The organism is Thiocapsa sp., assembly GCF_011390875.1.
Taxonomy (GTDB): Bacteria; Pseudomonadota; Gammaproteobacteria; order Chromatiales; family Chromatiaceae; genus Thiocapsa.
This window is the reverse complement of sequence record NZ_JAABRP010000004.1, coordinates 1-23844: the sequence shown is the minus strand read 5'-3', so window position 1 is coordinate 23844 and position 23844 is coordinate 1. Positions and strand designations below refer to the sequence as shown.

The window sequence follows — 23844 nt, the reverse complement described above, 5'->3', positions numbered from 1 at the left end:
CCCGGACAGGTCGTTCTCTGTCCGGATGCCCCCGTGATCGAGCCGGTGTCGATGAGTTTGGCCCTCGTGCGGGTCGGGGCGGCGTTGCTGCCGTATCGCACCGGTCTGGCATCGAGTGAGCTCCTTGAACTGGCCATATCGACCGGGGCCGAGTGGCGTTGGTGTCCCGAGTCCGCGACCCTGATCCCGCTTGCGGCCGGGCCCCAATCTGCAAGTCCCGGGTCCTCGGTTTCGGCGCTGGCCCTGCTCGTGAAGACCAGCGGCAGCAGCGGTGGGCCCAAGGTCGCGATGTTGACCCGCGAGAATCTCCTCGCCTCGGCTACGGCCGTGAATCGGCGCCTCGGTTTCGGGACCGATGATGTCTGGCTGTGTTGTCTGCGTCTCAGTCATATCGGCGGTCTGGCGATCATCCATCGCTGGGCGCTCGCCGGGGCGACCTTGGTCCTGCATGAGGGATTCGATGCGCAGGCCGTAGCCGAGGATCTGCGGCGCTGCGCGGTGACCCATATTTCTCTGGTGCCGCCGATGTTGGGCCGCCTGCTCGAGACGGGCGTCGCGCCGCCGCCTTCCCTACGCGTCGTTCTGGTGGGTGGGCAAGCCCTGAGTCCGGTGCTGGCCGAGCGCGCACGCCTCGCCGGATGGCCACTCTTCCTCACCTACGGCATGACCGAGACCACATCGCAGATCGCGACCTCGGCGCATGCGCTGGAGCGCGTCCCCGCCGACGGTTGCGTGGGTCCGTTGCTCCCGGGTGTGGAGATCGATCGGCGCGACGGGCTTGAAGGCCCGAGCCGACTGCGGGTCCGCGGACCCATGGTGATGGCCGGTTACGCCAACCCCGGACGCCTTGCGGGTCAAGGGCTCGCCGAGGGCTGGTTCGAAACCTCCGACTTGGGCAGCGTCGACACGCAGGGTGAGCTCTGCATCGTCGGGCGGGCCGATGACGTCTTGGTCATCGGCGGCAACAACATCTCGCTGAACCGCTTGGATGGGCTGCTCCGCGCCGCCCCTGGCGTCTCCGATCTTGTCATCGTCGCTCTCGACGACGCGGTCTGGGGGCATCGCTTGGTGGTGGTCTACAGCGGCGATCTCGACGAGCCGGCATTCCAGCGCTGGTGCGACCGTTCCCTCTCGGGTGCCGAGCGACCCCGCGCCTTCAAACGGGTCGCAGGGATCCCGCTTCTGGATTCGGGCAAATACGATCGGATTGCGATCCGTGCGCTGGCACTGGAATCCTGATCGGGCCGGCGCCCGACAGCGTTGCAACTCCTTGTCGTAGAACCACTAAGACGCCTCGTCGCGCCTTGCCGGACACCACGCGGGACGCACTCCAGGGCCGTTCAACTGCCGGAACTTGGTTAAACCGCACCTCGATGTTCCTTGTGTGGGTTCAATCAGCTGTAGGTTGGGCAAAGCGCAGCGTGCCCAACTGATCCCTGCGATGACGCTGCGGGTTGGTCACGCTGCGCTTGCCCAACCGACGCGTTCATGTTGATTTTGAATCGTTCCTTGATGTCGCCTCAGCCCCCGACTCGGGGCATCCGAAACGGCAGCATCAACTGGACAATGCGCGAGGCAAAGCGATCGAGCGAAAGGCTCTCGTGCACGCAGGTTGCGGTTTCGTCCAAGAGGCGGGTCTCGACGAGCGAGCGTGCGTAGAAGGGCGTGTCTTCCAGTGTCTCGACGACGCGGGCCTGATGTCCCGCCTCGCACTGGGTCCCGCGCTTGATGCGCCAGATCCCCGTTGTGGGCAGCCGAACCCGCGGCGGTGGCGCGAATTCCTCGACCTCGCCCGAGGCATTGAAGCGCAGCGCGAGGCTGGCGCCGGTCCCGTGCCGCGCGGTCACGTCGTAGAGCATGGTGGTGCCCGACGGCGTATTGGCGCGAGACCAGTCCCAACACTGGAAGGCGTCTTCGAGCGGCTCCTCTCCGCGATTGGAGTCGAGATAGCCGTGTCCGCTCCAGCGCAACGCCGGTTTTTCCAGATCGACCTCGACGCGCGAGATGGGCGCGATCGGCCACCAGACATGACGCCCTGCCGGATCGAGCGCGAACTCGCGCGGGTTCACGGCGGCCGGGATCACCCGGATCCGCCCGCGCACGCGCGAGGGGATGGGCGCAGTAATCTCGTTGACCTCGATGGTCAGCGCCGTGCCGTCCCAGGTCAGGTGACTCGGCCCGATATCGAGCCGGCCCGGGGCCTGGCGCAGTGCCTTGCGCCCGCGCTCGGTCATGGTCCAGCGCTTACCGGCTTTGCCGTACAGCGCCACATTGAGCGCGCAATGATCGAGCGGGTCCGGGTTGCCGCGCCGCCGCGCCCACGCGTAGTAGGGCGAGAAGACGCTGCCGAGCATGGCGATGATGGTCAGGCCATGGTCGCCGTCATCGCTCAATGCATCCAGATACCACCACAGATAGCCGCCGGGCGTGATCCTCAGGTCGAAGCGAGGTCCGCGAGCAGGGTCGTCGCCGCCAGGCGTCCCGACATGGCCGCCATCGGCACCCCGGCTCCCGGATGCGCGCTCCCCCCCGCCAGATAGAGCCCCGGCACCTTGCTGCGCGACGGCGGACGCGTGAAGGAGGCCCTCCATCCGTGTGACGCCTGGCCGTAAAGGGCCCCGCCCGTCGCCGGGAAGAGCTGGTTGAAGGCGGCCGGCGTCGTCACGACGCTGTTCTCGGGTGTCCGATGAACCTGGAGCCCACAGCGCTCCAGGAGTGAGAATGCCCGCTGCTCGCATTGCTCGATCTCCGCGGTGTCGAATGGGTGCCGATCGCCCTTTGCGGGGGCGTTGAGGAGGCAGAGAAGACGCTCGGGTCCCTGCGGTGCGGCGTCGTCGTGGGCGCCGCGATCCTGGGCGCAGATATACACGGTGCCCTCCCGCGGGACCTGGCCGCGCTCGAAGATGTCATCGAACTCGGCGGGGTAGTCCCGACAGAAGAAGACGCTGTGGCGCAACAGCGGGAAGCCCTCGGTGCGCGCGACCAGGCTCCAGGTGATGGCGGAGAGCGAGCGATCGGACGGCGCGGTCTTGGCCACGGCCTGTCCGACGCCTGCCCCCAAGCGCCCGTCGGCGAGCGCGGCGACATCGCCGTTGAAGACGACGGCGTCGGCTTGGAGCCGTTCGCCCGAGCCGAGTCGAACCCCGCGGGCGCGCCCGCGCTCGACCAAGATCTCGGACACATCGGCGCCGTAGGTGATGCTCGCGCCGAGCGATTCGGCCAGCCGCGCCAAGGCTACGGCGGTCTGATGCATTCCTCCCTCGACCGACCAGACGCCTTGGCGCTCCACATGGGCGATCAGCATCAGGGTTGCGGGCGCGAGGAAGGGCGAGGAGCCGCAATAGGTCGAGTAGCGCCCGAAGAGTTGCCGCAGCCGCTGATCCTTGAAGTGCTCTCCGAGGGACTGCCAGAGGCTGTCGAACGGCTTGATGCGGCGCAGGCCCGGAAAACCGCTGATCCCGCAGCGGCTGACGAGACTGATCGGGTTCGGCCGCGAGGACCGGATGAAGGGTCCGTCGAGCGTCTCGAAGATGGTGCGCGCGTGCTCGCAGAAGCCGCGGTAGCGTTTCGCCTCGGCCGCACCGGCGAAGTCGCCGATCGCATCGATGGTACGCTCCTCGTCGGCGTAGAGGTCGAAGCGCTCATGCTCGCTCCAAGCATGGCGTGCTAAGATCTCGAACGGTTCAAGCGTCAGATAGTCGGTCAGGGATGCGCCCGCCTCGGCAAAGATCTCTTCGAAGATCCAGCGCATCGTAAAGACCGTCGGTCCCGCGTCGATGCGTTGATCGCCGACCGCGACCTCCCGCATCTTTCCGCCGGGGGCGGCGGCCCGTTCGAGGACACGCACCTCCAGGCCGCGCGAGGCCAGCTGAACCGCGGTGACGAGTCCGCCGATACCGGCGCCGACGACGATGACTTTCTCTGTGGGCATCCGATGATGGCCTCTCTTTCGATTTGCATTTGACGCCGTTGGCGTCCGTGTCTATTGTACATGACACTTGTGAGTGTCAACTAATATTTACAGATCGGCGGCGACCGGGGGAGCGGCGATGGATCCAACCACGCGAATCGAGCAAGCATTGGCAGCGGCTTTGGAGTCGGTGACGACATCGGCCTGCCCGCCCAGGCTTGCCGAGGCGGTCCGCCATGCCGTCTTCCCGGGCGGAGCGCGCGTGCGTCCGAGGCTCTGTTTAGCCGTCGCTGCAGCGTGCGGCAGCCGCGATGTCGAGGCGGCGGACGCGGCCGGCGCATCCATTGAACTGCTGCACTGCGCTTCCCTGGTTCATGACGACCTGCCTTGTTTCGACGACTCGCCGTTGCGGCGGGGTTTGCCCTCGGTCCATCGGGCTTACGGCGAGCCGCTGGCCGTGTTGGCCGGCGATGCTCTCATCGTGCTTGCCTTCGAAAATCTGGCCCGCGTCCTCGGCAACAGCCCCGAGCGTTTGGCGCCCCTCCTGATGACCGTCAGCCGAGCTGTCGGAATGCCGTCCGGCATCGTTGCCGGTCAGGCGTGGGAGTGCGAGCCCAAGGTCTCGGTCGCGGACTACCACCGGGCGAAGACAGGCGCGCTCTTTGCTGCCGCGACCGCCGCCGGCGCTCAAGTGGCCGGCGCCGATGCCGATGCCTGGCGTGTGGTCGGCGACAAGATCGGCGAAGCCTATCAGGTTGCGGACGATCTGCGCGACGTCGCCGCCAGTGCGCAAGAGGTCGGCAAGCCGGTCGGGCGTGATGCCGTGCTGAATCGACCGAGCGCCGCGGGCGAGCTCGGAGTGGACGGTGCGGTCGCGCTGCTTCGTGGACTGGTCAAGGGTGCCATCGATTCGATCCCTCCTTGTCCGGGCTCGGCGCAGCTTGCCGAGGTCCTGATGTCCGAATCGCGTCATATTATGCCGAAGGGCCTCGCCGATCGCGCTTAAGCCGCGCCCGTTGAGATATGCGAAGTTTGTCGGATTGACTTGGCCGCGCCAGCTCCGACGACTGTCGGAGCTGGCGCGGTTTAAGATAAAAAAATTTCATTTTAAACCGCCTCCCCGCCAAGGGTTGTAGAAGCACCAACCTCGAGATCACTCGAAAATAAACATCCCGCTCTGGACGCGGTTTTGCCTTTAGCCTTTTCATTAAATTCGTCGAGGTTGTTGACGTGTCGATCTTCGATTCCTGGTTGGGTGTACGCAACCGTCTGCTGGCAAGCCCGGCTTTCCAGCGCTGGGCCTCGGCCTTCCCCTTGACCCGCCCGATCGCACAGAAACGCGCGCGCGAGCTGTTCGACATCGTCGCCGGGTTCGTTTACTCGCAGATCTTGTTCGCGTGCGTGCGCCTGAAGTTGTTCGAGATCCTCGCGGAGGGCCCGCAGAGCGCGGACGCGCTGGCGAAGCGGATGGCGCTTCCGCCCGAAGGTGCGATTCGCCTGCTGCGCGCCGCGGTGAGTCTGCGGCTGGTCGCCGTGTGCGAGGACAAGCGCTACACCTTGGGCGAGCTCGGCGCGGCCATGATCGGAAACCCCGGGATCGCCGCCATGGTCGAGCATCACGCGATGGTCTATTCGGATCTCGCCGATCCGGTCGCCTTGTTGCGCGGCGAGGTCGAGCGCACGGCCTTGTCGAACTATTGGTCCTACGCGGCCAACACCGACGCGGCGAACGTGGACGAGCAATCGATCGACGGCTACACGGCGCTCATGTCCGACAGTCAGTCCCTGATCGCCGGAGACGTGCTCGATGCCTACTCGCTGAAAGACCACAAGTGTCTCCTGGACGTCGGCGGCGGCGACGGCACCTTCTTGGTAACGGCGGCCAAGCGTTGGCCGCACCTGAAGGTCATCCTGTTCGATCTACCCGCGGTTGCCGAGCGCGCGAAAGCCCGCTTCCAGCGCGAAGGGCTCGCCGATCGGGCCACAGCGGTCGGCGGCGACGTGATGCGCGATCCGCTGCCGGAAGGTGCGGATGTCGTCTCACTCGTGCGGGTGCTGCACGATCACGACGATGAAGAAGCGCTCGCGATCATCAAGGCTGCTCGGCGCGTCCTGCCGACAGGCGGCACCCTCTTGGTCGCCGAGCCGATGTCCGGCACGCCCGGCGCCGAGCCGATCGGCGATGCCTATTTCGGGTTCTATCTCCTTGCCATGGGCAGCGGGCGGCCGCGCACCCCGGTGGAGATCGAAAACATGCTGCGGCTCAACGTCTTCGATCCGGTGCGTTCGGTTCCGACCGTCCGACCGATCCTGACGCGCTTGTTGGCCGCGACACGGATGGCGTGAGGTCGATTCGATGGGAAAAGTCCGGCAGCTTCTGCCGGACGCTCGTGAGTTGGGTTAAACTCCAATGCCTTTGATTGTCACCGCCACTGTCACCACCAGGGTCGAACATTGAACCTCGATACCCTCGCCGTCGTTCTCGATCAGCCTGAATCCCTTGCGCTCAAACCGCTCACGCTCACCCCGCCGGGCGACGCGGATGTCATGGTCGCGATCGAATGGAGCGGAATCAGCACGGGCACCGAGCGTCTGCTCTGGTCCGGGCGCATGCCGAGCTTCCCCGGCATGGGCTATCCGTTGGTGCCCGGCTACGAGTCGGTCGGTCGCGTGACCTGGGCCGGCGATCGGGCGGGTCTCGAGGTCGGGCAGCGCGTCTTCGTGCCGGGAGCGCGCTGCTACAACGAGGCGCGCGGTCTGTTCGGCGGAGCGGCCTCGCGGATCATTCTTCCCGGCGAGCGTGCCGTGCCGGTCAGCGATGCGCTCGGGGAGGATGCCGTGCTGCTCGCGCTGGCGGCGACGGCGTATCACGCGATCGGCGGCCTGAGCGCCGGCCCCGTCGACCTCATCATCGGCCACGGCGTGCTGGGTCGACTGGTGGCGCGGATCGCGGCCTTGGCCGAGGGCGCTCTTCCGACGGTCTGGGAGACGAACCCGGAGCGCGCGCATGGCGCGGAGGGCCATGGCTACCAGGTCGTCGCGCCGGATCAAGACCACCGCACCGACTATCGGCGCATCTGCGACGTCAGCGGCGACTCGGGGATCCTCGACACCCTGATCGCACGCATGGCGCCGGGCGGGGAGGTCATCCTCGCCGGTTTCTACAGCCAACCCCTCTCCTTCTCGTTCCCGCCGGCCTTCATGCGCGAGACGCGCATCCAGGTCGCCGCCGAATGGCGTCCGCCGGATATCGTCGCGGTCAAGCAGCTGGTCGATTCGGGACGCCTTTCACTCGACGGGCTCATCACCCATCGCGAGCCCGCGACCCGTGCCGATGCGGCCTATCGCACCGCGTTCGGTGACCCCAACTGTCTGAAAATGATCCTGGATTGGAGATCGATCTCGTGAGTGTATCCGTCAAGAGTCCCGCATTGGTGCCCGCGCGCCAATCGACCAAGGATCCGGTCGGCGCACCCTCGATCGCCACGCCCTCCATCAAGGAGACCCAGATCATCGCGATCTACGGCAAGGGCGGCATCGGCAAGAGCTTCACGCTCGCCAACCTCTCCTACATGATGGCGCAGCAGGGCAAGAAGGTCCTGTTGATCGGCTGCGACCCCAAGAGCGACACCACGACCCTGTTGTTCGGCGGGCGTGCCTGTCCGACCATCCTGGGGACCTCGGGCGAGAAGAAACGCGCCGGCGACAAGGTCAGCATCGGCGACGTCTGCTTCAAGCGCGACGGTGTTTTCGCGATGGAGCTGGGCGGTCCGGACGTGGGCCGGGGCTGCGGCGGTCGCGGCATCATCCACGGCTTCGAGCTGCTCGAAGGCATGGGTTTCCACGAGTGGGACTTCGACTACGTCCTGCTCGACTTCTTAGGCGACGTGGTCTGCGGCGGCTTCGGTCTGCCGATCGCGCGTGACCTTTGCCAGAAGGTGATCGTGGTCGGCTCCAACGACCTGCAATCGCTCTATGTCGCCAACAACGTCTGCTCGGCGGTCGAGTATTTCCGCGGACTCGGCGGCAACGTCGGCGTGGCGGGCATGGTGATCAACAAGGACGACGGCACCGGCGAGGCCCAAGCCTTTGCCAAGGCCGTCGAGATCCCGATCCTGGCGACCATCCCGGCAAACGACGAAATCCGCCGCATGAGCGCCAACTACGAGATCATCGGCCGACCGGGCGATCGCTGGGGTCCGCTGTTCGAGGAGCTGGCGACCAATGTCGCGCTCGCCCCGCCGATCCATCCCAAGCCGCTCGATCAAGACGGGCTCCTGGGGCTCTTCACGGGCGACGTGGTCGGTCGGCATGTGGTGCTCGAGCCGGCACGGCCCGAGGACATGTGCAGTGCCGAGACCTTCAAGAAACCCTCGCTCGAGGTGATCTACGACGATGTCTGAGCCATCCGAGCGTGAAGGTCCGATCGGTGATGGCTCGGTCGACGCGGGGGAGGGCGGCTGTCACGGCGGTGCCGAGACCTTGCACGCCGCCGCGGTCGCATCGGGAAACCGCGAGCTGCTGAAGCGCTACGCCGAGGACTATCCGAAAGGCCCGCACGATCAACCCCAGACGATGTGTCCGGCGTTCGGTGCCTTGCGGGTCGGGCTGCGGATGCGGCGCACGGCGATGGTGCTCGCAGGCTCGGGCTGTTGTGTCTACGGTCTGACCTTCACCTCCCATTTCTACGGCGCGCGCCGCTCGGTCGGCTATGTGCCCTTCGACTCGGAATCGCTGGTCTCGGGCGCGCTCTTCGAGGACGTGCGCGAGGCGGTGCTCAAGCTCGCCGACCCGGACCATTACGATACCGTCGTGGTGATCAACCTCTGCGTGCCGACCGCCTCGGGCGTGCCCCTGCGTCTCTTGCCCAAGGAGCTCAACGGCGTGCGCATCCTCGGTATCGACGTGCCCGGATTCGGGGTGCCGACCCATGCCGAGGCGAAGGACGTGCTCGCCGGTGCCATGCTTCAGTATGCGCGCACCGAGGCCGAGCAAGGTCCGGTGCAGGCGCCGCGCGGCGGTCGCAGCGAGCGGCCGACCGTAACCCTGCTCGGGGAGATGTTCCCGGCCGATCCGGTCGGCATCGGGATGATGCTCGAGCCCATGGGCCTGGCGCCCGGTCCGGTCGTGCCGACCCGCGAATGGCGCGAGCTGTACGGGGCGCTCGATTGTCGGGTCGCCGCGGCGATTCATCCTCAATACACCGCGAGCGCGCGCGAGTTTGCCCTGGCGGGTCGCCCCGTTGTCGGCTCGGCACCGGTCGGGTGCGAAGGCACCGCGAGCTGGCTCGACGCGATCGGCGCGGCCTGCGGGATCGCCCGGGCCAAGGTCGATCTGGCCAAGAACAAGATCCTGCCGGCAATCGCCGGCGCCCTGTCGGGCAGTCCGATCAAGGGGCGGGTGACGGTCTCCGGTTACGAGGGCTCCGAGCTGCTGGTGGCGCGTCTGCTGATCGAGTCCGGCGCGGATGTCCCCTATGTCGGCACCGCCTGCGGGCGCACCGCCTGGTCCGAAGCGGATCTGGCCTGGCTGGAGTCGCGCGGGGTGCCGGTTCAGTTCCGTGCGTCGCTGGAGCAGGACATCGCGGCCGTGAAGGCGCTGGAGCCGGATCTCGCGATCGGGACCACGCCGGTCGTGCAGGCGGCCAAGGAGATGAGCATCCCGGCGCTCTATTTCACCAATCTCATCTCGGCCCGTCCGCTGATGGGGCCCGCGGGTGCCGGTTCTTTGGCCCAGGTCATCAATACGGCGCTGGCCAATCGGCATCGCTTCACCGCCATGCGCAGCTTCTTCGAGGGCGTCGGCGCGGGAGAGACCTGCGGGATTTGGGATCAGCCGCCCGTGTCGGTCGCCGTGCCCGCCCCATCCCCGGTCGTCAAGCCGCTATGAGTTCGGTCACGAGGACGTTTTACCCATGTTGATCAACGACCTCGACCGCGCCGGCGGTTATTGGGGCTCCGTCTACGTCTTCGCGGCCATCAAGGGCCTGCAGGTCATCATCGACGGGCCGGTCGGCTGCGAGAACCTCCCGGTGACCGCCGTTTTGCACTATACGGACGGGCTGCCGCCGCACGAGCTGCCGGTGGTCGTCACCGGTCTGGGCGAGGAGGAGTTGGGCCAAAAGGGGACCGAGGAGGCGATGCGTCGCGCCTACGCCACCTTGGATCCCAAGCGCCCGTCGGTGGTCGTCACCGGCTCGATTGCCGAGATGATCGGCGGCGGAGTCACCCCGGAAGGGACCAACATCCATCGTTTCCTGCCGCGCACCATCGACGAGGATCAGTGGCAGAGTGCGAATCGCGCCATGTACTGGCTGTGGAGTCAGTACGGCCTGAAGAAGGGCGGGATGCCCAAGGCCAAGCCGCGCAAGCCGGGCGAGCCCCCGCGCGTGAACATCATCGGACCCATGTACGGGACCTTCAACACCCCGTCGGATCTCGCCGAGATCAGGCGTCTGGTGGAAGGGATCGGGGCCAAGGTCAATCAGGTGTTCCCGCTCGGCAGTCATCTCGATCGGGTCCCCGAGCTGGTGAATGCAGAGGCCAACATCTGCATGTACCGCGAGTTCGGGCGCAGCCTCTGCGAGGCGCTCGAGCGGCCCTTTATCCAGGCCCCGATCGGGCTGCACAGTACGACCAAGTTCCTACGGACCCTCGGCGAGCTGCTCGAGCTGGATCCCGAGCCCTTTATCGAGCAGGAAAAGCACACGACCATCAAGCCCATCTGGGATCTCTGGCGGTCGGTGACGCAGGACTTCTTCGGCACGGCCAGCTTCGGCGTCGTGGCCACCGACACCTATGCGCGGGGCCTGCGCCATTTCCTCGAAGACGAGCTGGGTCTGCCCTGCAATTTCGCCTTCTCGCGCAAGGCCGGCGTGAAGCCGGACAACGATGCCGTGCGCGAGGCGGTGCATAAAAAAACGCCGCTGATCGTCTTCGGCAGCTACAACGAGCGCATGTATTTGTCCGAGATCGGCGCCCGCGCGACCTATATCCCGGCGTCGTTTCCGGGCACCGTGATCCGCCGTCACACCGGAACGCCTTTCATGGGCTATTCGGGTGCGACCTACATCGTCCAAGAGGTGTGCAACGCCCTCTTCGACGCGCTTTTCAACATCATTCCGCTCGGAACCGATCTCGACAAGGTCGATGCCACTCCGGCCCGACTCCATCGCGAGTTGCCCTGGGACGAGGACGCCCTCGCGGTATTCGATCGCATCGTCGATTCCCAGCCCTTGCTGGTGCGCATCTCGGCCGCCAAGCGCCTGCGTGATGCCGCGGAGCGCGCCTCACGCAATGCAGGGGATGAGCGGGTGAGTCTCGATCGCGTCGTCGAGGCCCAGCGCTTGGTCTGATCGACACGCCTTCTGTTAGGCGCAAGCCACCGCGTTCGCACGAAACCGGACGCCGGACGTTCGTGGTGGTGCCAACCCCGGATCCAACTCTCGCCGCGTCGGCCGGCGACACCTCGTTTGCCCCTCCGTGAAACACTCTCTTTCTGCCAGTCTGCGGGTACCGCCGGCTCGACAACAGGCTCGCCACGAGACCTTTCGCATCTGTTCTTCCGGCTGTTCTCCGGCTGATTCTCCAGTAAAACCCTTCACCTGAGGCCGCAGTGATCGCGGCTGATTGTCCGTGCGCAGTTGCGCCGCAAAAGAGGTGTAAATGTAGATTGACATCTACGTCAGTCAAGCTAGACTGACACCTAAATCCAGCCACCCTGCAAGGCTTCCGTACCGAACCCGTGAGACCCGACCTGAACAATCTGCGATTCGACGCTCCGAGCTCACCGCCGCTGGCGTCGCTGAAAGTACCTTCGGAGGTCGAGGTCCACGGGCGAGGTCTTTCGCCACGCGCTGGCCGGTCGAATCTGTCGAGCGGAGTGTTTGCTCCGTTGGACATGAGTTGCCCGTCCCGTCATTCGGGACGATTGAGTCGAGAGGCTGGTCGGGAGTTTCGAGCAGCTTCTCCGTCGCGGACCATAGGTTCGCGACGAAACCCCCGCCGCACGGGGTCGGTGCGGCGTCACTTAGGTTCATCTCCTACTGGAGGATCGATCAATGGCTGAAAACACCAGCATGTCCGGCATGACCGAAGAAGAAGCGAAAGAGTTCCACGGGATCTTCGTGCAAAGCATGACCACGTTCTTCGGGATCGTGATCGTTGCTCACATCCTGGCATGGCTATGGCGCCCCTGGCTGTAGCGAAACCTCATTCGGCGCTGGCGCCCGAGGGTGCCGGTCGCAAGGCAACCTAACTCGTCCTGATTCTAGGAGAAATGAATATGTTCTCAACCGAAAGCTTGTGGAAAATCTGGCTGATCATGGATCCGCGTCGCATCCTGGTCGCTCTGTTTGCGTTCCTGATCATCCTTGGCCTCGCCATTCATATGATTCTGCTCAGCACCGCAGATTTCAACTGGCTCGAAGACGGTGTGCCCGCCAAGTCCGCAGTCAGTCAGATGCAAGTGACGCCCGTTGTGCCGCAAAGGCAATAGCGTCCTTTACGGGGGTGGCAGGGGAGGCTGGACCCATTGGCCAGGCCCCACCTACCGCCGACAGTGCTAAGAGGAGGCAGCCGAATCGGATGCCTCCCCAGCAGAGGATTTTACGATGGCCATGCTCAGTTTTGAGAAAAAATACCGCGTCCGTGGCGGGACGCTGATAGGGGGAGACCTATTCGACTTCTGGGTGGGGCCGTTCTATGTCGGCTTCTTCGGAGTCTCGGCGTTCTTCTTCGCATTGTTAGGTACGCTCTTGATCGTCTGGGGCGCCACCCTCGGTCCGACGCCTGAGCTGCAGACATTCAATCTCTGGCAGATCAGCATCGCTCCCCCGGATCTCAGTTACGGGCTTGGAATGGCCCCGATCGATCAGGGCGGTCTGTGGCAGTTCATTACCATCTGCGCGATCGGGGCATTCGTCTCCTGGGCGCTGAGGCAGGTCGAGATTTCCCGCAAGCTGGGAATCGGTTTCCACGTTCCCTTCGCTTTCAGTTTCGCGATCGGCGCTTTTGTGACGCTCGTGGTGATTCGTCCCATCTTGATGGGCGCGTGGGGTCATGGATTCCCGTACGGAATCATGAGCCACTTAGACTGGGTTTCGAATGTGGGTTACCAATACCTGCACTTCCATTACAACCCGGCCCATATGCTCGCGATCACTTTCTTCTTCACCACATGTCTAGCGCTGGCGATGCACGGCTCTCTGATCCTGTCGGTGACCAATCCCAAGAAGGGCGAACCGGTCAAGACCGGCGAGCATGAGAACACCTTCTTCCGGGATCTGATCGGCTACTCCATCGGCGCACTTGGTATCCATCGCCTGGGTTTGTTCCTGGCTCTGAGCGCAGTCTTCTGGAGCGCCGTCTGTATCGTGATCAGCGGACCCTTCTGGACGCGCGGCTGGCCGGAATGGTGGAACTGGTGGCTTGAGCTTCCGCTCTGGTAGGGTCTAGGAGACAACAATGGCTGAATATCAGAACATTTTTACAAGCGTGCAGGTGCGCTCTCCGGCTTACCCCGGAACGCCCATGCCGAAAGGCAATCTGCCGCGTATCGGCAAGCCGATCTTCTCCTACTGGGCAGGAAAGCTCGGTGATGCCCAGATCGGCCCCATCTATCTCGGATTCACCGGTGTTGCATCCTTGCTCTTCGGCTTCATCGCCATCGAGATCATCGGCTTCAACATGGCGGCTTCCGTGAATTGGAGCCCGATGGAGTTCCTGAAGAACTTCTTCTGGTTGGCGCTTGAGCCGCCACCACCGTCCTACGGTCTCAGTATCCCTCCTTTGGGTGACGGCGGCTGGTGGTTGATCGCAGGGTTCTTCCTGACCACTTCCATCATTCTTTGGTGGGTCCGGACCTACAAGCGGGCAGCGGATCTGGGTTTGAGTCAGTGGCTTTCGTGGGCGTTCGCAGCAGCGATCTTCTTCTATCTGAGCCTCGGTTTCATTCGCCCGGTCTTGATGGGCAGTTGGGCGGAGGCAGTGCCGTTCGGTATCTTCCCTCACCTTGACTGGACGGCAGCCTTCTCGATTCGGTACGGGAACCTTTATTACAACCCGTTCCACATGCTCTCGATTGCCTTCCTTTACGGCTCGGCCCTGCTGTTTGCCATGCATGGCGCGACCATCCTTGCCGTCAGCCGGTTCGGTGGCGATCGTGAGATCGACCAGATCACGGATCGCGGCACGGCAGCGGAGCGCGCAGCTCTTTTCTGGCGCTGGACGATGGGCTTCAATGCCACGATGGAATCGATCCATCGCTGGGCTTGGTGGTTCGCGGTCTTGACCGTCATCACCGCCGGCATCGGGATTCTCCTGACCGGCACGGTGGTCGACAACTGGTACCTGTGGGCCGTGAAGCATGGTGTCGCTCCCGTCTACCCGCTTGATGGCGCGACGGATCCGACGCTGTTGCAGGGGGTTTCGCAATGAAGATGGCTAATTACACGTCGATCCCGCTGGCTGCGGTTGTCGCTTCGGTCTTTGTTGCCGGCTGTGAGGCTCCGCCTCCCGAGACCGTGCAATTGGGTTATCGTGGTCTGGCAATGGAGCACGTCCAGAACCCCGGTGATCTGGCTCGCAGCTATAAGGCGAACCAGCCTCCCGAGGTGATTCCGGCGGCACCGCCGGGAGGACCGAAGGTCTCCGAGGTCTATGAGAATGTCCAGGTCCTGAGCGATCTTACCGTTGCGGATTTCACCCGTCTGATGGTGGCCGTAACGACTTGGGTCTCTCCGGAGCAGGGATGCAACTATTGCCATGTTCCCGGCAACTGGGCGTCTGACGACATCTATACGAAGGTCGTATCGCGCAAGATGTTCGAGATGACGCAACAAGCGAACTCCGCTTGGAAGGATCATGTCGCGGCTACGGGTGTCACCTGCTATACCTGTCATCGCGGCAAACCGGTGCCGGAGTACGTCTGGACGACCGACCCGGGCCCGAATCTGCCGTCCGGCGTGTCGCCGACGGGGCAGAACATTGCTTCATCGACGGTTGCCTATGCGTCGTTGCCGTTCGATCCATTCACGCCGTTCTTGGATCAGGCCAACGAGATCCGGGTAATCGGCGACTCGGCCCTGCCGAGCGGCAACTTGGCTTCGACGAAGCAAGCGGAGTGGACCTATGGTTTGATGATGCAGATCTCCGACTCGCTCGGCGTCAACTGCACCTTCTGCCACAACAGCCGGTCCTTCTTCGCCTGGGATCAAAGCACCCCGCAGCGCACCACCGCCTGGTACGCGATCCGGCATGTGCGTGAGATCAACCAGGAATACATCTGGCCGTTGAACGAGGTATTGCCCGAGACGCGCAAAGGACCGCTGGGCGATCCCTACCGTGTGAGCTGCGCGACCTGCCATCAGGGCGCCTATAAGCCGCTTTACGGTGCACAGATGCTCAAGGACTACCCTGCACTTGCAGGTCCGACCCTGATTGCGGCGCCCGAGGAAGCGGCTCCGGTCGAGCCCGCGGCAGAGCCAGCGCCGGCGGCCCAGCCGAAGCAGTTGTAAGCAGGTCGGCCGGCTCGGTTGGCCGGTAAGGCAAGGAGGCCAAAGGCAGCGCCGGATTCCGGTCCGGCGCATGTCGGGTGAGATGGTTCAGCAGGCCGTGCCCTTCCTTGGCTCTGATCGGGCTGCGGGGCAACGATTGAAGGCCCACCGGGCGTTTGCTGATACAGCAGCACCCTTCTGATAGTCACTGGAGTACACAGATGCATAAAATTTGGCAGATCTTCGATCCGCGCAGAACGCTGGTTGCTTTGTTCGCTTTCCTGATGGTGCTCGGGCTGTTGATTCACTTCATCCTGCTCAGCACGGCCGACTTCAATTGGCTGGGCGACGGCGTTCCCGGCTACGAGGGACAGGCCGCAGTCGTGACGCCTTCCTCTCAGATGGCTCCGCTGCCGGCTGGTCGTTAGTCGGAAGGCGCGTAGTCCGGTGCACGTGTCCGAGGTGATGACCCTACAAGGTTCGATAGGACACGCGTACTCCACTGTGGTCCCCGCCGCGGGGAAGATCGCGGTAACGGCCAACTGGCCAAAACATGACAAGTGAGGGTAATTCCATGGCTGAAGCAAAAAGCATGACCGGTCTGACCGAAGAAGAGGCGAAGGAGTTTCACGGCATCTTCGTGCAGAGCATGACCGGATTTTTCGGCGTCGTTATCGTCGCCCATATCCTCGCCTGGCTCTGGCGCCCCTGGCTGTAGTCGAGCGCAGTAGACTCGCGATGGATTCCGACGGGAGGAGCGCAGCGATCTGCACCGTCCCGCGTTACGTCTTTAGGAGATAAACTCATGCACAAAATTTGGCAGATCTTCGATCCGCGCAGAACGCTCGTTGCTTTGTTCGGTTTCTTGATGGTGCTCGGGCTGTTGATTCATTTCATCCTGCTCAGCACGGCCGACTTCAACTGGCTGTCCGACGGCGTGCCCGCCTCCGGTAAGGCTGCCGCTGTGACGCCTGCCGCACAGATGGCTCCCCTGCCAGCCGGCCGTTAGATCAGGCCGCAAGTTGCGATCTCGGGCGGGCGGCGTGCAACGCCGGCCCCGCCCGTGATCGCAGCGTCGAAGCTCAACGCATGTTTTTCCCCTGCGAAACGATCATCCTGCGTACGGCCGCGCCGATCGAGATCATCGATGTCACGGAAACTGTTCGAACAGCCGTCCAAAACAGCGGTATCGTTCAGGGCCAGGTGACCCTATTCTCACCCCACACGACCGCATTTGTGTGTTTGAACGAAAAAGAGCAGATGTTGCAGCGCGACATGCTCGATTTCCTCCACCGACTCGTTCCGGCCGATACGGATTTTCGACACAACCGCAATCCGATCGACGGTCGCCTGAACGCACATTCCCACCTGCTCGGGCTCCTGATGACCGCATCGCAGACCATCCCGGTTGCCGACGGACGTCTGCTCCTCGGCGGATGGCAATCGATCTTTTTCATCGAATTGGATGGCCCGCGCGACGAGCGCCAGCTTCTGATGCAGATCAGCGGAGAGCAATAGCGGATGACGGCAGCCGATCTCGAAGGGTTTTTTGCGGATGCGGATACCCTGGATCCCGACGCCTATCTGCGTCTCGACTACTACATGGAGTGCCGTGGAGACCCGCGCATTGCAGCTGCACACTTCTGCTCGGAGCAGTCGACCGCCCAGTGGCGCCGTGTCGGCTCGGGCGAAGATCTTCGCGGCGAGTTCGGTGCGAAGGTCGTCCACCTCGCCGTCGACGCGACACTCCCGGATTTCAGCTACGGGTTGAAGGCGCCGGGCGAGGGTAAGATTCACGCCTGTCGCGTCCGCATCGCCCATCCGCATCGCAACTTCGGCCCCCGAATTCCGAACCTGCTCAGTGCGGTCTGCGGCGAGGGCACCTTCTTCTCGCCCGGCGCCCCGGTCGTGAAGTTGCTCGACATCCATTTTCCCGATGCCTACCTGAGCCGGTTCGATGGTCCTCGCTACGGAGTCGAGGGTTTCCGCGACCTGCTCGGGGTTTACGATCGTCCGATCTTCTTCGGGGTCATCAAGCCCAATATCGGCTTGGCTCCGGAGGATATGGCGGAGCTCGGCCTCCAAGGGTGGTTGGGCGGGCTGGACGTCGCGAAGGACGACGAGATGCTTTGCGATACCGATTGGTGTAGCCTTGAGCGTCGATCCTCGCTCCTAGGCTCGGCGCGGCGGCGCGCGGAAGCGGAGACGGGCAGCGCGAAAGTCTACCTGGCCAACGTCACCGACGAGGTGGATCGCTTGACCGACCTGCACGATGTGGCGGTCAATAACGGCGCAAACGCCCTGCTCGTCAACGCCTTGCCGGTCGGATTGAGTGCTGTTCGAATGCTTGCTCGGCAATCGCGCGTGCCCTTGGTGGCGCACTTCCCGATGATCGCCGCTCTGAGTCGCTTGGAGCGGTTCGGCATCGGTTCGGTGGTGATGACCAAGTTGCAGCGCCTTGCCGGATTCGACGTCATCATCATGCCGGGCTTCGGTGGTCGAATGTTCATGTCGGATACCGAGGTCCGTCGCAACGCCGCCGCATGCCTGGAGCCGATGGGTCATCTCCGCGCGAGTCTGCCGGTGCCCGGGGGAAGCGATTGGGCCGGGACGCTCAAACGGGTCTACGATGAGCTCGGGACGCGCGATTTCGGCTTTGTGCCGGGGCGCGGTGTCTTCGGCCACCCGATGGGGCCCCGCGGCGGTGCCGCAAGCATCCGTCAGGCGTGGGAGGCCATTTCCGCCGGAATCTCGATCGAGGATCACGCTATTCATCACGCGGAGCTGAGCGCCGCGATCGACGCCTTCGGTTGCAGTGCCTGAGCCGCATTGCATCGACGTCGTGCCGAGACGTTTCGTTGGAGGTCATGCTTGAGTGCTCGAATCGTACCGCCGCTTGCAGCCGACGCCTTGGAGCGTGCATCGCAGCGCGACGCCTGCGAGCAGGTCGTCCTGGTCGATGATCGGGATCTGATCCTCGGCTGCGCCGGGAAGATCGACGCGCATCGCGACGGTCAACTACACCGTGCGTTCTCAATCCTGGTCTTCGACGCGCACGATCGCCTCTTGCTGCAGCGACGCGCCGATGTCAAATATCACTTCGCGACGCGTTGGTCCAACACCTGTTGCGGGCATCCCCGGCCGGATGAGCCGACGACCCAGGCTGCCGGCCGACGCTTGAAGGAAGAATTCGGAATCCGCGTGCCGCTCACCGAGCGCACCCAACTCGTCTATCGCGCCGAGGATCAGGCTTCGGGCTTGATCGAGCACGAGTATCTTCATGTCTTCTTCGGCGTTTACGCCGGCGATCCGCGCCCCGATCCCTCCGAAATCGGGGCCTGGAGATGGATGTCCGTTCCGGCCATCCATCGCGCTCTCGCGCGTCGCCCCGAGTGGTTTACTCCCTGGTTCGGACTGCTGATGAATCGCCTGTTTCCACGATGATTTAGCCCCGAAGGGTTCGTTCGCGGAATGCGAATTCCGCTCGTAGAGCGGCCTTGCCCACGCTCGGGCTGGTGATCGCCCGAGCGCGACCCAACCCTCCTCAAACGGCGTGCGGTGAGCGTCCGGGCCGGTTTTGCTTGGCGCGGATGCGCGAATGACGAAACCGATTCGCGCACACCCTGCAGCCGCTCCGCCCGCCCGGCGTGCGCGCCGCGCCGATTGATCACTCCAACCTTGCCCGATATTCGCTATGCCTTTTGAGCCACAGCTTGACGCCCCTTCGCGGACAACGCCCGAAACCCATCAGCGCGGACACGAAAAGGTTTCGCGCATCCCGGTCAAGGTCGAGCCTGCGACCGAGATCCTGCGCAAACCGACATGGATTCGTGCCAAAGCGCCGTTGGGAGCGGGAGTCAGCCGTATCAAGAGCCTCCTCCGCAAGGGCAATCTATCGACCGTCTGCGAGGAGGCGATGTGCCCGAACCTGGGGGAGTGCTTTAATCACGGCACCGCGACCTTCATGATCCTCGGCAACATCTGCACGCGGCGCTGCCCCTTCTGCGACGTGGCACACGGGCGTCCGCAGCCTGTCGATCCGGACGAGCCGCGGCATCTGGCCGAGTCGATCGCGGCCATGGGTCTGCGCTATGTGGTGATCACATCGGTTGATCGAGACGACCTTCGCGATGGCGGAGCCGCGCATTTTGCGGCCTGTCTGGCCGCGGTGCGCGAACGCTGTCCCTCAATCAAGCTCGAGGTCTTGGTACCGGATTTCCGCGGGCGCGAGGTGGTCGCGCTCGAGCAGTTCGGCGGCGCCGGCGTACCGGATGTGTTCAACCATAATCTCGAGACGGTTCCGCGACTTTACCGGGAGGCGCGCCCCGGGGCGGACTATGCAGGCTCATTGCGGCTGCTCGCCGCCTTCAAAGCAGCGCACCCCGGTGTACCGACCAAATCAGGGTTGATGCTGGGGCTCGGGGAGACACGCGATGAGGTCGGCGAGACCCTGCGGGATCTGCGCACACACGGTTGCGACATGCTGACCCTGGGCCAGTATCTCCAGCCGAGCCGCGACCACCTGCCCGTGCAGCGCTATTGGACCCCGGACGAGTTCGAAGAACTCAGGCTTTTCGCCGAGTCGATCGGGTTCTCCAACGTCGCGAGCGCGCCGATGGTGCGCTCCTCCTACCATGCCGATCGTCAGGCGAGCGAGATTCTCGACGGCGCGACGGCCGCAGAGGTTTGACATAACGCGGCCCGGCATCACGGCGTCGAGAGCCGAGGGTTGTGCCGAGCCGTGCGAGGCACAACCAACCGTCGGCGCACGTGGTGCGTCCTATATCGTCGGGACAACTACGGCTATGAACGTTTCTGGAAATCGCCTTAGTCTTCGGTCGGTAGATGGTCGCTGTAGCGCTCCATCAAATAACAGAGACAATCCTGGCGGATGATGACCTGATTGGTCGTCAGCATTGAGGGCATGACGGGCTGGCGCAGCCGTAGCTCGTGATCCTCGATATGAAAATAACGCTCGCCGACATCCCGGCCGTGCTCGTCGCGCACGTCCAGACCGATCCCCGAGCCCGGAGCGATGCGCCCGAAGGCCATGCCTCGTGGCAACTCGCAGAAGTTGAGGTGCTCCAAGGCCGGATTGAGCTGAAGGTCGGCCTCTTGCGGAGAGAATCCGAACCCTACATCCTCTCGGATCTTCACTTGGGCAACCGTGTGGAAGAGATCGATATCCTGCGACGCCACCGGATGGGGCGAGATGCGTGCGAGATGCAGCGCGGCCTCGATGAAGTCGCGGGCGTGCTCGATCCCCTGCTGCTCTCCGACCTTGCCGCATTCTACCGTCACGGACGGGCACAACTGTGCCATCGCGAGCGATTGCACCCCGGTCGGTCGGGTGAAATAGACGACGATGCGCCCGAACAGATTGGCGAGGTTCAGAAACCGGTTGTCGATCCGATTTACGCAGGCGTAGTGCGGATTTGAGCCCGTGTTGTTGTGCAGGTCCAGGCTGGCGAACAGCCCGCGCCCGGCCATGATGCGCACGACCTCCGCCATAAGATCGTGCTCGGGCGTGTGCGCCCGATCGGTGCCTGGCCAAACACGATTGTAGTCCGGTTGTCCGGGCAGACGGCGCACCCCGGATGCCGCCGCGCTGACGTTGCCGATGAAGAGGCTCAATGCACGCGGCAATCGCAACTCGCCGAAACGTTCGAGCCGGTCGCGCAGCAAAGCGCGGATCGCCTCCCACCCGACCGTCTCGTTGCCGTGCATGAGCACCGACACAAAGAGTGCGGGCTCGCGGGCACCGGGCAGATGGATCAAGGTCGGCGCGCCGAGCAGCCGATCCAGCTCATGGCTTTCGGCGTCGAGGATGCCTTCCGGAAGGTGATCGAACTCTTGGAGCATGGCGTCTTGGTCGTCGCTTCGGAAGTTGGTTGAGCCTATGTTGAAACGTCGCAAGGGAACGGTTCTAAACCGCGTCCGGAGCGAGATGCGTCGTTTTCATTTTGCGTTTGGCTTCGGAGATGTCCTCGACCCCGGTGAGACGCGGTTTAGGTATCCAGTCGAGCCTGTCGTGGTCGATACGAGTGAGCCGGGGTTCGACCCGATCCGATCCGATCCGATCCGATCAGCCGAGCAAGGTCCACTCGTGTACCGGCCGACCCGTGCCTTGTTGTTCCAGGTAGGCGGCGGTCAGTCCGGCCATGTCGGGGCCATGACGTTCAACCCAGGCGCGTTGCCAACGGGCACCGGTTCGGCCCGTTTCGAGCCGGCGCTCGATGATGCCGAGCCAATGCGCGATCTCCGGCGGGTCGATGCCTGCAGCCAGCAGCCCGCGCCGTGCCCCCGGCAAGAGATCCTCCCCGAGGATGCGGGCGACCGGCAGGATGGCGCCGTCGCGCCACTGAATCTCGGCATCGAGCCCTTCGCGCGCGCAGGTATAAAAGGCCGCGCGGGTCTGCAGGAAGGGGATCCGCGATTCCGGCGGCTCGGGTTGACCGGCTAGATCGCGCACGGCGCCGAGATACAAGGCCGCATTCGCCAGCATGTCCGACACCGTCGGGCCAGCTGGAACGACGCGATGCTCGATGCGCAGATGCGGTCGCCCTGCTGCATCGAATCCGAGCAGCGGGCGGTTCCACCGCCAAATGGTACCATTGTGAAGACGCAGATGGGCCAGCGCCTGCGGCTCCGCATCCATTAGGTGGGGGAGCAGCACCGGATAGCGGTCCAGGTTCGCGCGAAAGGTCTCCATGATCGAGCGCTCGGCATACCGGAAGCCGAAGCTCACGCGTTCCTGCAGGATGGGGCCGCCCGGGGAGACCGCCTGCTCGAAGAGCGGGATCCGGGTCTCGTCCCAAAGGTCGTGTCCGAAGAGGTAGGGGGAGTTGGCCGTGATGGCGACCATAGGCCCGCTGATGATCTTCGAGGCGTTGTAGACGCGCGCCGCTTCCCCCGGGGTCACCTTGAGGTGGATCTGAAACGAGGTTGCGGCGGCCTCCAACATGACATCGTGCCACTCCAAAGCGAGACGGTCGCGACCTGCGATCTCGAGCGTCAAGGGGCGGTCGTGGCGCAGGGCGAAGATCTGGTCGTTCAGCGCGCGGTAACGCTGGCGCGGTGTCATTGCACCGAGGCTCAGATGTTGGGGGCGCACGGTCGGTAGGATGCCGATCGTCAAAAGGCGGGTCCCCAGCGTTTGCGCGACGCGGTCGCAGCGTTGAAGCGTCGCGGTCAGCTCGGTCGCGAGTCGAGACAGACAGTCACCCGTCAGCGGCATCGGCGAGCCGTTGATCTCCGCGTTGAAGGTCGCGAGCTCCGCGACGACCAAGGGGTCGTTCAGACGCGCGAGGAGCGACTCGACCTCGGGTGCCGGATCCAGCCGGGGATCCACGAGCCAAGCTTCCAGCTCAAATCCCGCGGTCGGCTCGGAGACCTCGAACCGATCGGAGGCGAGCCACTGCTCCAAGAGCGCCGTTTCCTCGCGCAGCCTGTCGGCAAACTCGACGAAGTCCTGCTCGGTGAAATGCGCCTCCGCAATCTCCTGGCCCATCCCTTGTCCCCCGTCACGGTTGACTTAGGCTCCATTATGGTCGGAACTCGGGCCGCTCGATAGGCGTCGCGGGGTGCGATCCCTCCTGCAGGAGTCGATCCAGCTCGGCGAGCCGCTCGGGAGTGCCGATATCCAGCCAGTGTCCGCGGTGATGTTCTCCGCCAACCCGGCCCTGCGCCATTGCGTCTCGAAGCAGTGGTGCAAGCGCAAAGGCCCCCGGGCGGCAATCCGCGAACAGGCTCGGGCTGTAGACACCGACCCCGCTGAAGGTCAGACGCCTGAAGCCCTCGATTCGGCTGCCATCGATTCGGCCGGCCTCGGCTTGGACCCGGCCGCCCCTCAAGATGAAATCGCCGCTCGGGTGATGGGGGGGGTTGTCGACCAGCACCAGGTGGGCAAGGTCGGTTCCGGCGAGGTGCAGGCCGATCGGATCGATATCGGACCAGACGTCGCCGTTGATCACGAGGAAGGGGTCAGGTCCAAGCAGCGGCAGGGCTTTGAAGATGCCGCCGCCGGTCTCCAAGGCCGTTTGCTCGGGGGAATAGCGGATGCGGACCCCGAATCGACTGCCGTCACCCAGCGTCGCCTCGATCTGCTCGCCGAGATGGGCGTGGTTGATCACGATGTCCCGGATGTCGGCCGCCGCCAGACGCTCCAGATGATATTGAATCAACGGGCGACCGCCGGCCTCGAGCAGGGGCTTGGGGACCCGATCGGTCAAGGGGCGCATTCGATTGCCGCGGCCGGCGGCGAGGATCATCGCCTTCATGAGAGCGGGTAGACTCTAGTGGGGGTGTCCCACGATACACCAGCCGGCGTTGCCAGGGTCGTCGGCTCCGATCCGCGTTGGCTCGATCGGGATCCTGCGGCTCGAATGCAGCGCGCGGCCGGTTTGGATGCCCGTCGTCGCCGTGGTAGCCTTTTCGTGCC

The 23844-nt window shown here is 64.2% G+C and carries 24 protein-coding genes; 19 read left to right on the top strand and 5 right to left on the bottom strand.

The window, feature by feature from the left end; genetic code table 11:
- Window positions 1-1239 (top strand): AMP-binding protein (locus tag GPT33_RS00495; RefSeq protein ID WP_296804810.1); only part of this gene is annotated, 1239 nt, incomplete at its 5' end.
- Window positions 1240-1520: 281 nt separating this feature from the next.
- On the opposite strand, the gene GPT33_RS00490 is transcribed toward GPT33_RS00495, so the two are convergent.
- Window positions 1521-2393: a carotenoid 1,2-hydratase gene (locus tag GPT33_RS00490; protein WP_296804808.1), complete on the bottom strand. Its 873-nt coding sequence runs from the start codon at window positions 2391-2393 to the stop codon at window positions 1521-1523.
- 41 nt (window positions 2394-2434) lie between these two features.
- Window positions 2435-3931: a 1-hydroxycarotenoid 3,4-desaturase CrtD gene (crtD, locus tag GPT33_RS00485; RefSeq protein WP_296804806.1), complete on the bottom strand. Its 1497-nt coding sequence runs from the start codon at window positions 3929-3931 to the stop codon at window positions 2435-2437.
- Between the two features lie 118 nt (window positions 3932-4049).
- Between crtD and GPT33_RS00480 the strand changes: the two genes are divergently transcribed.
- From GPT33_RS00480 to lipA, 18 genes are all read left to right on the top strand, one after another.
- Window positions 4050-4916: a polyprenyl synthetase family protein gene (locus GPT33_RS00480; RefSeq protein ID WP_296804797.1), complete on the top strand. Its 867-nt coding sequence runs from the start codon at window positions 4050-4052 to the stop codon at window positions 4914-4916.
- A gap of 224 nt (window positions 4917-5140) precedes the next feature.
- Entirely contained in the window at window positions 5141-6256 is a 1116-nt protein-coding gene (locus GPT33_RS00475) for a methyltransferase (RefSeq protein ID WP_296804795.1), read from the top strand.
- A 108-nt stretch (window positions 6257-6364) separates the two neighbouring features.
- Window positions 6365-7318: a chlorophyll synthesis pathway protein BchC gene (gene bchC, locus GPT33_RS00470; protein ID WP_296804793.1), complete on the top strand. Its 954-nt coding sequence runs from the start codon at window positions 6365-6367 to the stop codon at window positions 7316-7318.
- A 71-nt stretch (window positions 7319-7389) separates the two neighbouring features.
- Window positions 7390-8313, top strand: coding sequence for a chlorophyllide a reductase iron protein subunit X (locus GPT33_RS00465; RefSeq protein ID WP_296804812.1), 924 nt, complete (start codon window positions 7390-7392; stop codon window positions 8311-8313).
- On the top strand, window positions 8306-9799 hold the full coding sequence (bchY, locus tag GPT33_RS00460) for a chlorophyllide a reductase subunit Y (RefSeq protein WP_296804791.1): 1494 nt from the start codon (window positions 8306-8308) through the stop codon (window positions 9797-9799). The genes GPT33_RS00465 and bchY overlap by 8 nt, the downstream gene beginning before the upstream one ends.
- A gap of 25 nt (window positions 9800-9824) precedes the next feature.
- On the top strand, window positions 9825-11264 hold the full coding sequence (gene bchZ, locus GPT33_RS00455) for a chlorophyllide a reductase subunit Z (protein WP_296804789.1): 1440 nt from the start codon (window positions 9825-9827) through the stop codon (window positions 11262-11264).
- Window positions 11265-11969: 705 nt separating this feature from the next.
- Complete coding sequence (gene pufB / locus GPT33_RS00450) at window positions 11970-12113, top strand: light-harvesting antenna LH1, beta subunit (protein WP_093033233.1); 144 nt, start codon at window positions 11970-11972, stop codon at window positions 12111-12113.
- An 80-nt stretch (window positions 12114-12193) separates the two neighbouring features.
- On the top strand, window positions 12194-12406 hold the full coding sequence (pufA, locus tag GPT33_RS00445) for a light-harvesting antenna LH1, alpha subunit (RefSeq protein WP_296804787.1): 213 nt from the start codon (window positions 12194-12196) through the stop codon (window positions 12404-12406).
- 115 nt (window positions 12407-12521) lie between these two features.
- A complete protein-coding gene (pufL, locus tag GPT33_RS00440; RefSeq protein ID WP_296804785.1) occupies window positions 12522-13358 on the top strand; it encodes a photosynthetic reaction center subunit L in 837 nt (278 codons plus the stop codon).
- Between the two features lie 16 nt (window positions 13359-13374).
- Window positions 13375-14346, top strand: coding sequence for a photosynthetic reaction center subunit M (pufM, locus tag GPT33_RS00435; protein ID WP_296804783.1), 972 nt, complete (start codon window positions 13375-13377; stop codon window positions 14344-14346).
- A complete protein-coding gene (gene pufC / locus GPT33_RS00430) occupies window positions 14343-15425 on the top strand; it encodes a photosynthetic reaction center cytochrome PufC (RefSeq protein WP_296804781.1) in 1083 nt (360 codons plus the stop codon). Before pufM ends, pufC begins: the two co-directional genes overlap by 4 nt.
- A 200-nt stretch (window positions 15426-15625) precedes the next feature.
- Window positions 15626-15832 (top strand): light-harvesting antenna LH1, alpha subunit, encoded by a 207-nt coding sequence (gene pufA / locus GPT33_RS00425; protein ID WP_296804780.1) that lies wholly within the window; start codon window positions 15626-15628, stop codon window positions 15830-15832.
- 146 nt (window positions 15833-15978) lie between these two features.
- The gene (gene pufB, locus GPT33_RS00420; protein WP_093033216.1) at window positions 15979-16122 is read left to right on the top strand and encodes a light-harvesting antenna LH1, beta subunit; all 144 of its coding nucleotides are present in this window, start codon (window positions 15979-15981) and stop codon (window positions 16120-16122) included.
- A gap of 87 nt (window positions 16123-16209) precedes the next feature.
- Window positions 16210-16413: a light-harvesting antenna LH1, alpha subunit gene (gene pufA, locus GPT33_RS00415; RefSeq protein ID WP_296804777.1), complete on the top strand. Its 204-nt coding sequence runs from the start codon at window positions 16210-16212 to the stop codon at window positions 16411-16413.
- Between the two features lie 80 nt (window positions 16414-16493).
- Window positions 16494-16922 carry a secondary thiamine-phosphate synthase enzyme YjbQ gene (locus GPT33_RS00410; RefSeq protein ID WP_296804775.1) on the top strand — a complete coding sequence of 143 codons (429 nt, stop codon included), beginning with the start codon at window positions 16494-16496 and terminating at the stop codon, window positions 16920-16922.
- 3 nt (window positions 16923-16925) lie between these two features.
- Window positions 16926-18227, top strand: coding sequence for a RuBisCO large subunit C-terminal-like domain-containing protein (locus tag GPT33_RS00405; protein WP_296804773.1), 1302 nt, complete (start codon window positions 16926-16928; stop codon window positions 18225-18227).
- Between the two features lie 48 nt (window positions 18228-18275).
- A complete protein-coding gene (idi, locus tag GPT33_RS00400) occupies window positions 18276-18848 on the top strand; it encodes an isopentenyl-diphosphate Delta-isomerase (RefSeq protein WP_296804771.1) in 573 nt (190 codons plus the stop codon).
- A 250-nt stretch (window positions 18849-19098) separates the two neighbouring features.
- Entirely contained in the window at window positions 19099-20094 is a 996-nt protein-coding gene (gene lipA / locus GPT33_RS00395; protein WP_296804769.1) for a lipoyl synthase, read from the top strand.
- A gap of 137 nt (window positions 20095-20231) precedes the next feature.
- On the opposite strand, the gene GPT33_RS00390 is transcribed toward lipA, so the two are convergent.
- The 3 genes from GPT33_RS00390 to murU all read right to left on the bottom strand — a co-directional run bounded on the left by GPT33_RS00390 (window position 20232) and on the right by murU (window position 23683).
- A complete protein-coding gene (locus tag GPT33_RS00390) occupies window positions 20232-21266 on the bottom strand; it encodes a M14 family metallopeptidase (RefSeq protein WP_296804767.1) in 1035 nt (344 codons plus the stop codon).
- A 223-nt stretch (window positions 21267-21489) separates the two neighbouring features.
- Window positions 21490-22914, bottom strand: a complete 1425-nt coding sequence (locus GPT33_RS00385) for a glutamate--cysteine ligase (RefSeq protein WP_296804765.1) — start codon at window positions 22912-22914, stop codon at window positions 21490-21492.
- A 34-nt stretch (window positions 22915-22948) separates the two neighbouring features.
- Window positions 22949-23683 (bottom strand): N-acetylmuramate alpha-1-phosphate uridylyltransferase MurU, encoded by a 735-nt coding sequence (murU, locus tag GPT33_RS00380; protein ID WP_296804763.1) that lies wholly within the window; start codon window positions 23681-23683, stop codon window positions 22949-22951.
- Window positions 23684-23844: the final 161 nt, after the last annotated feature.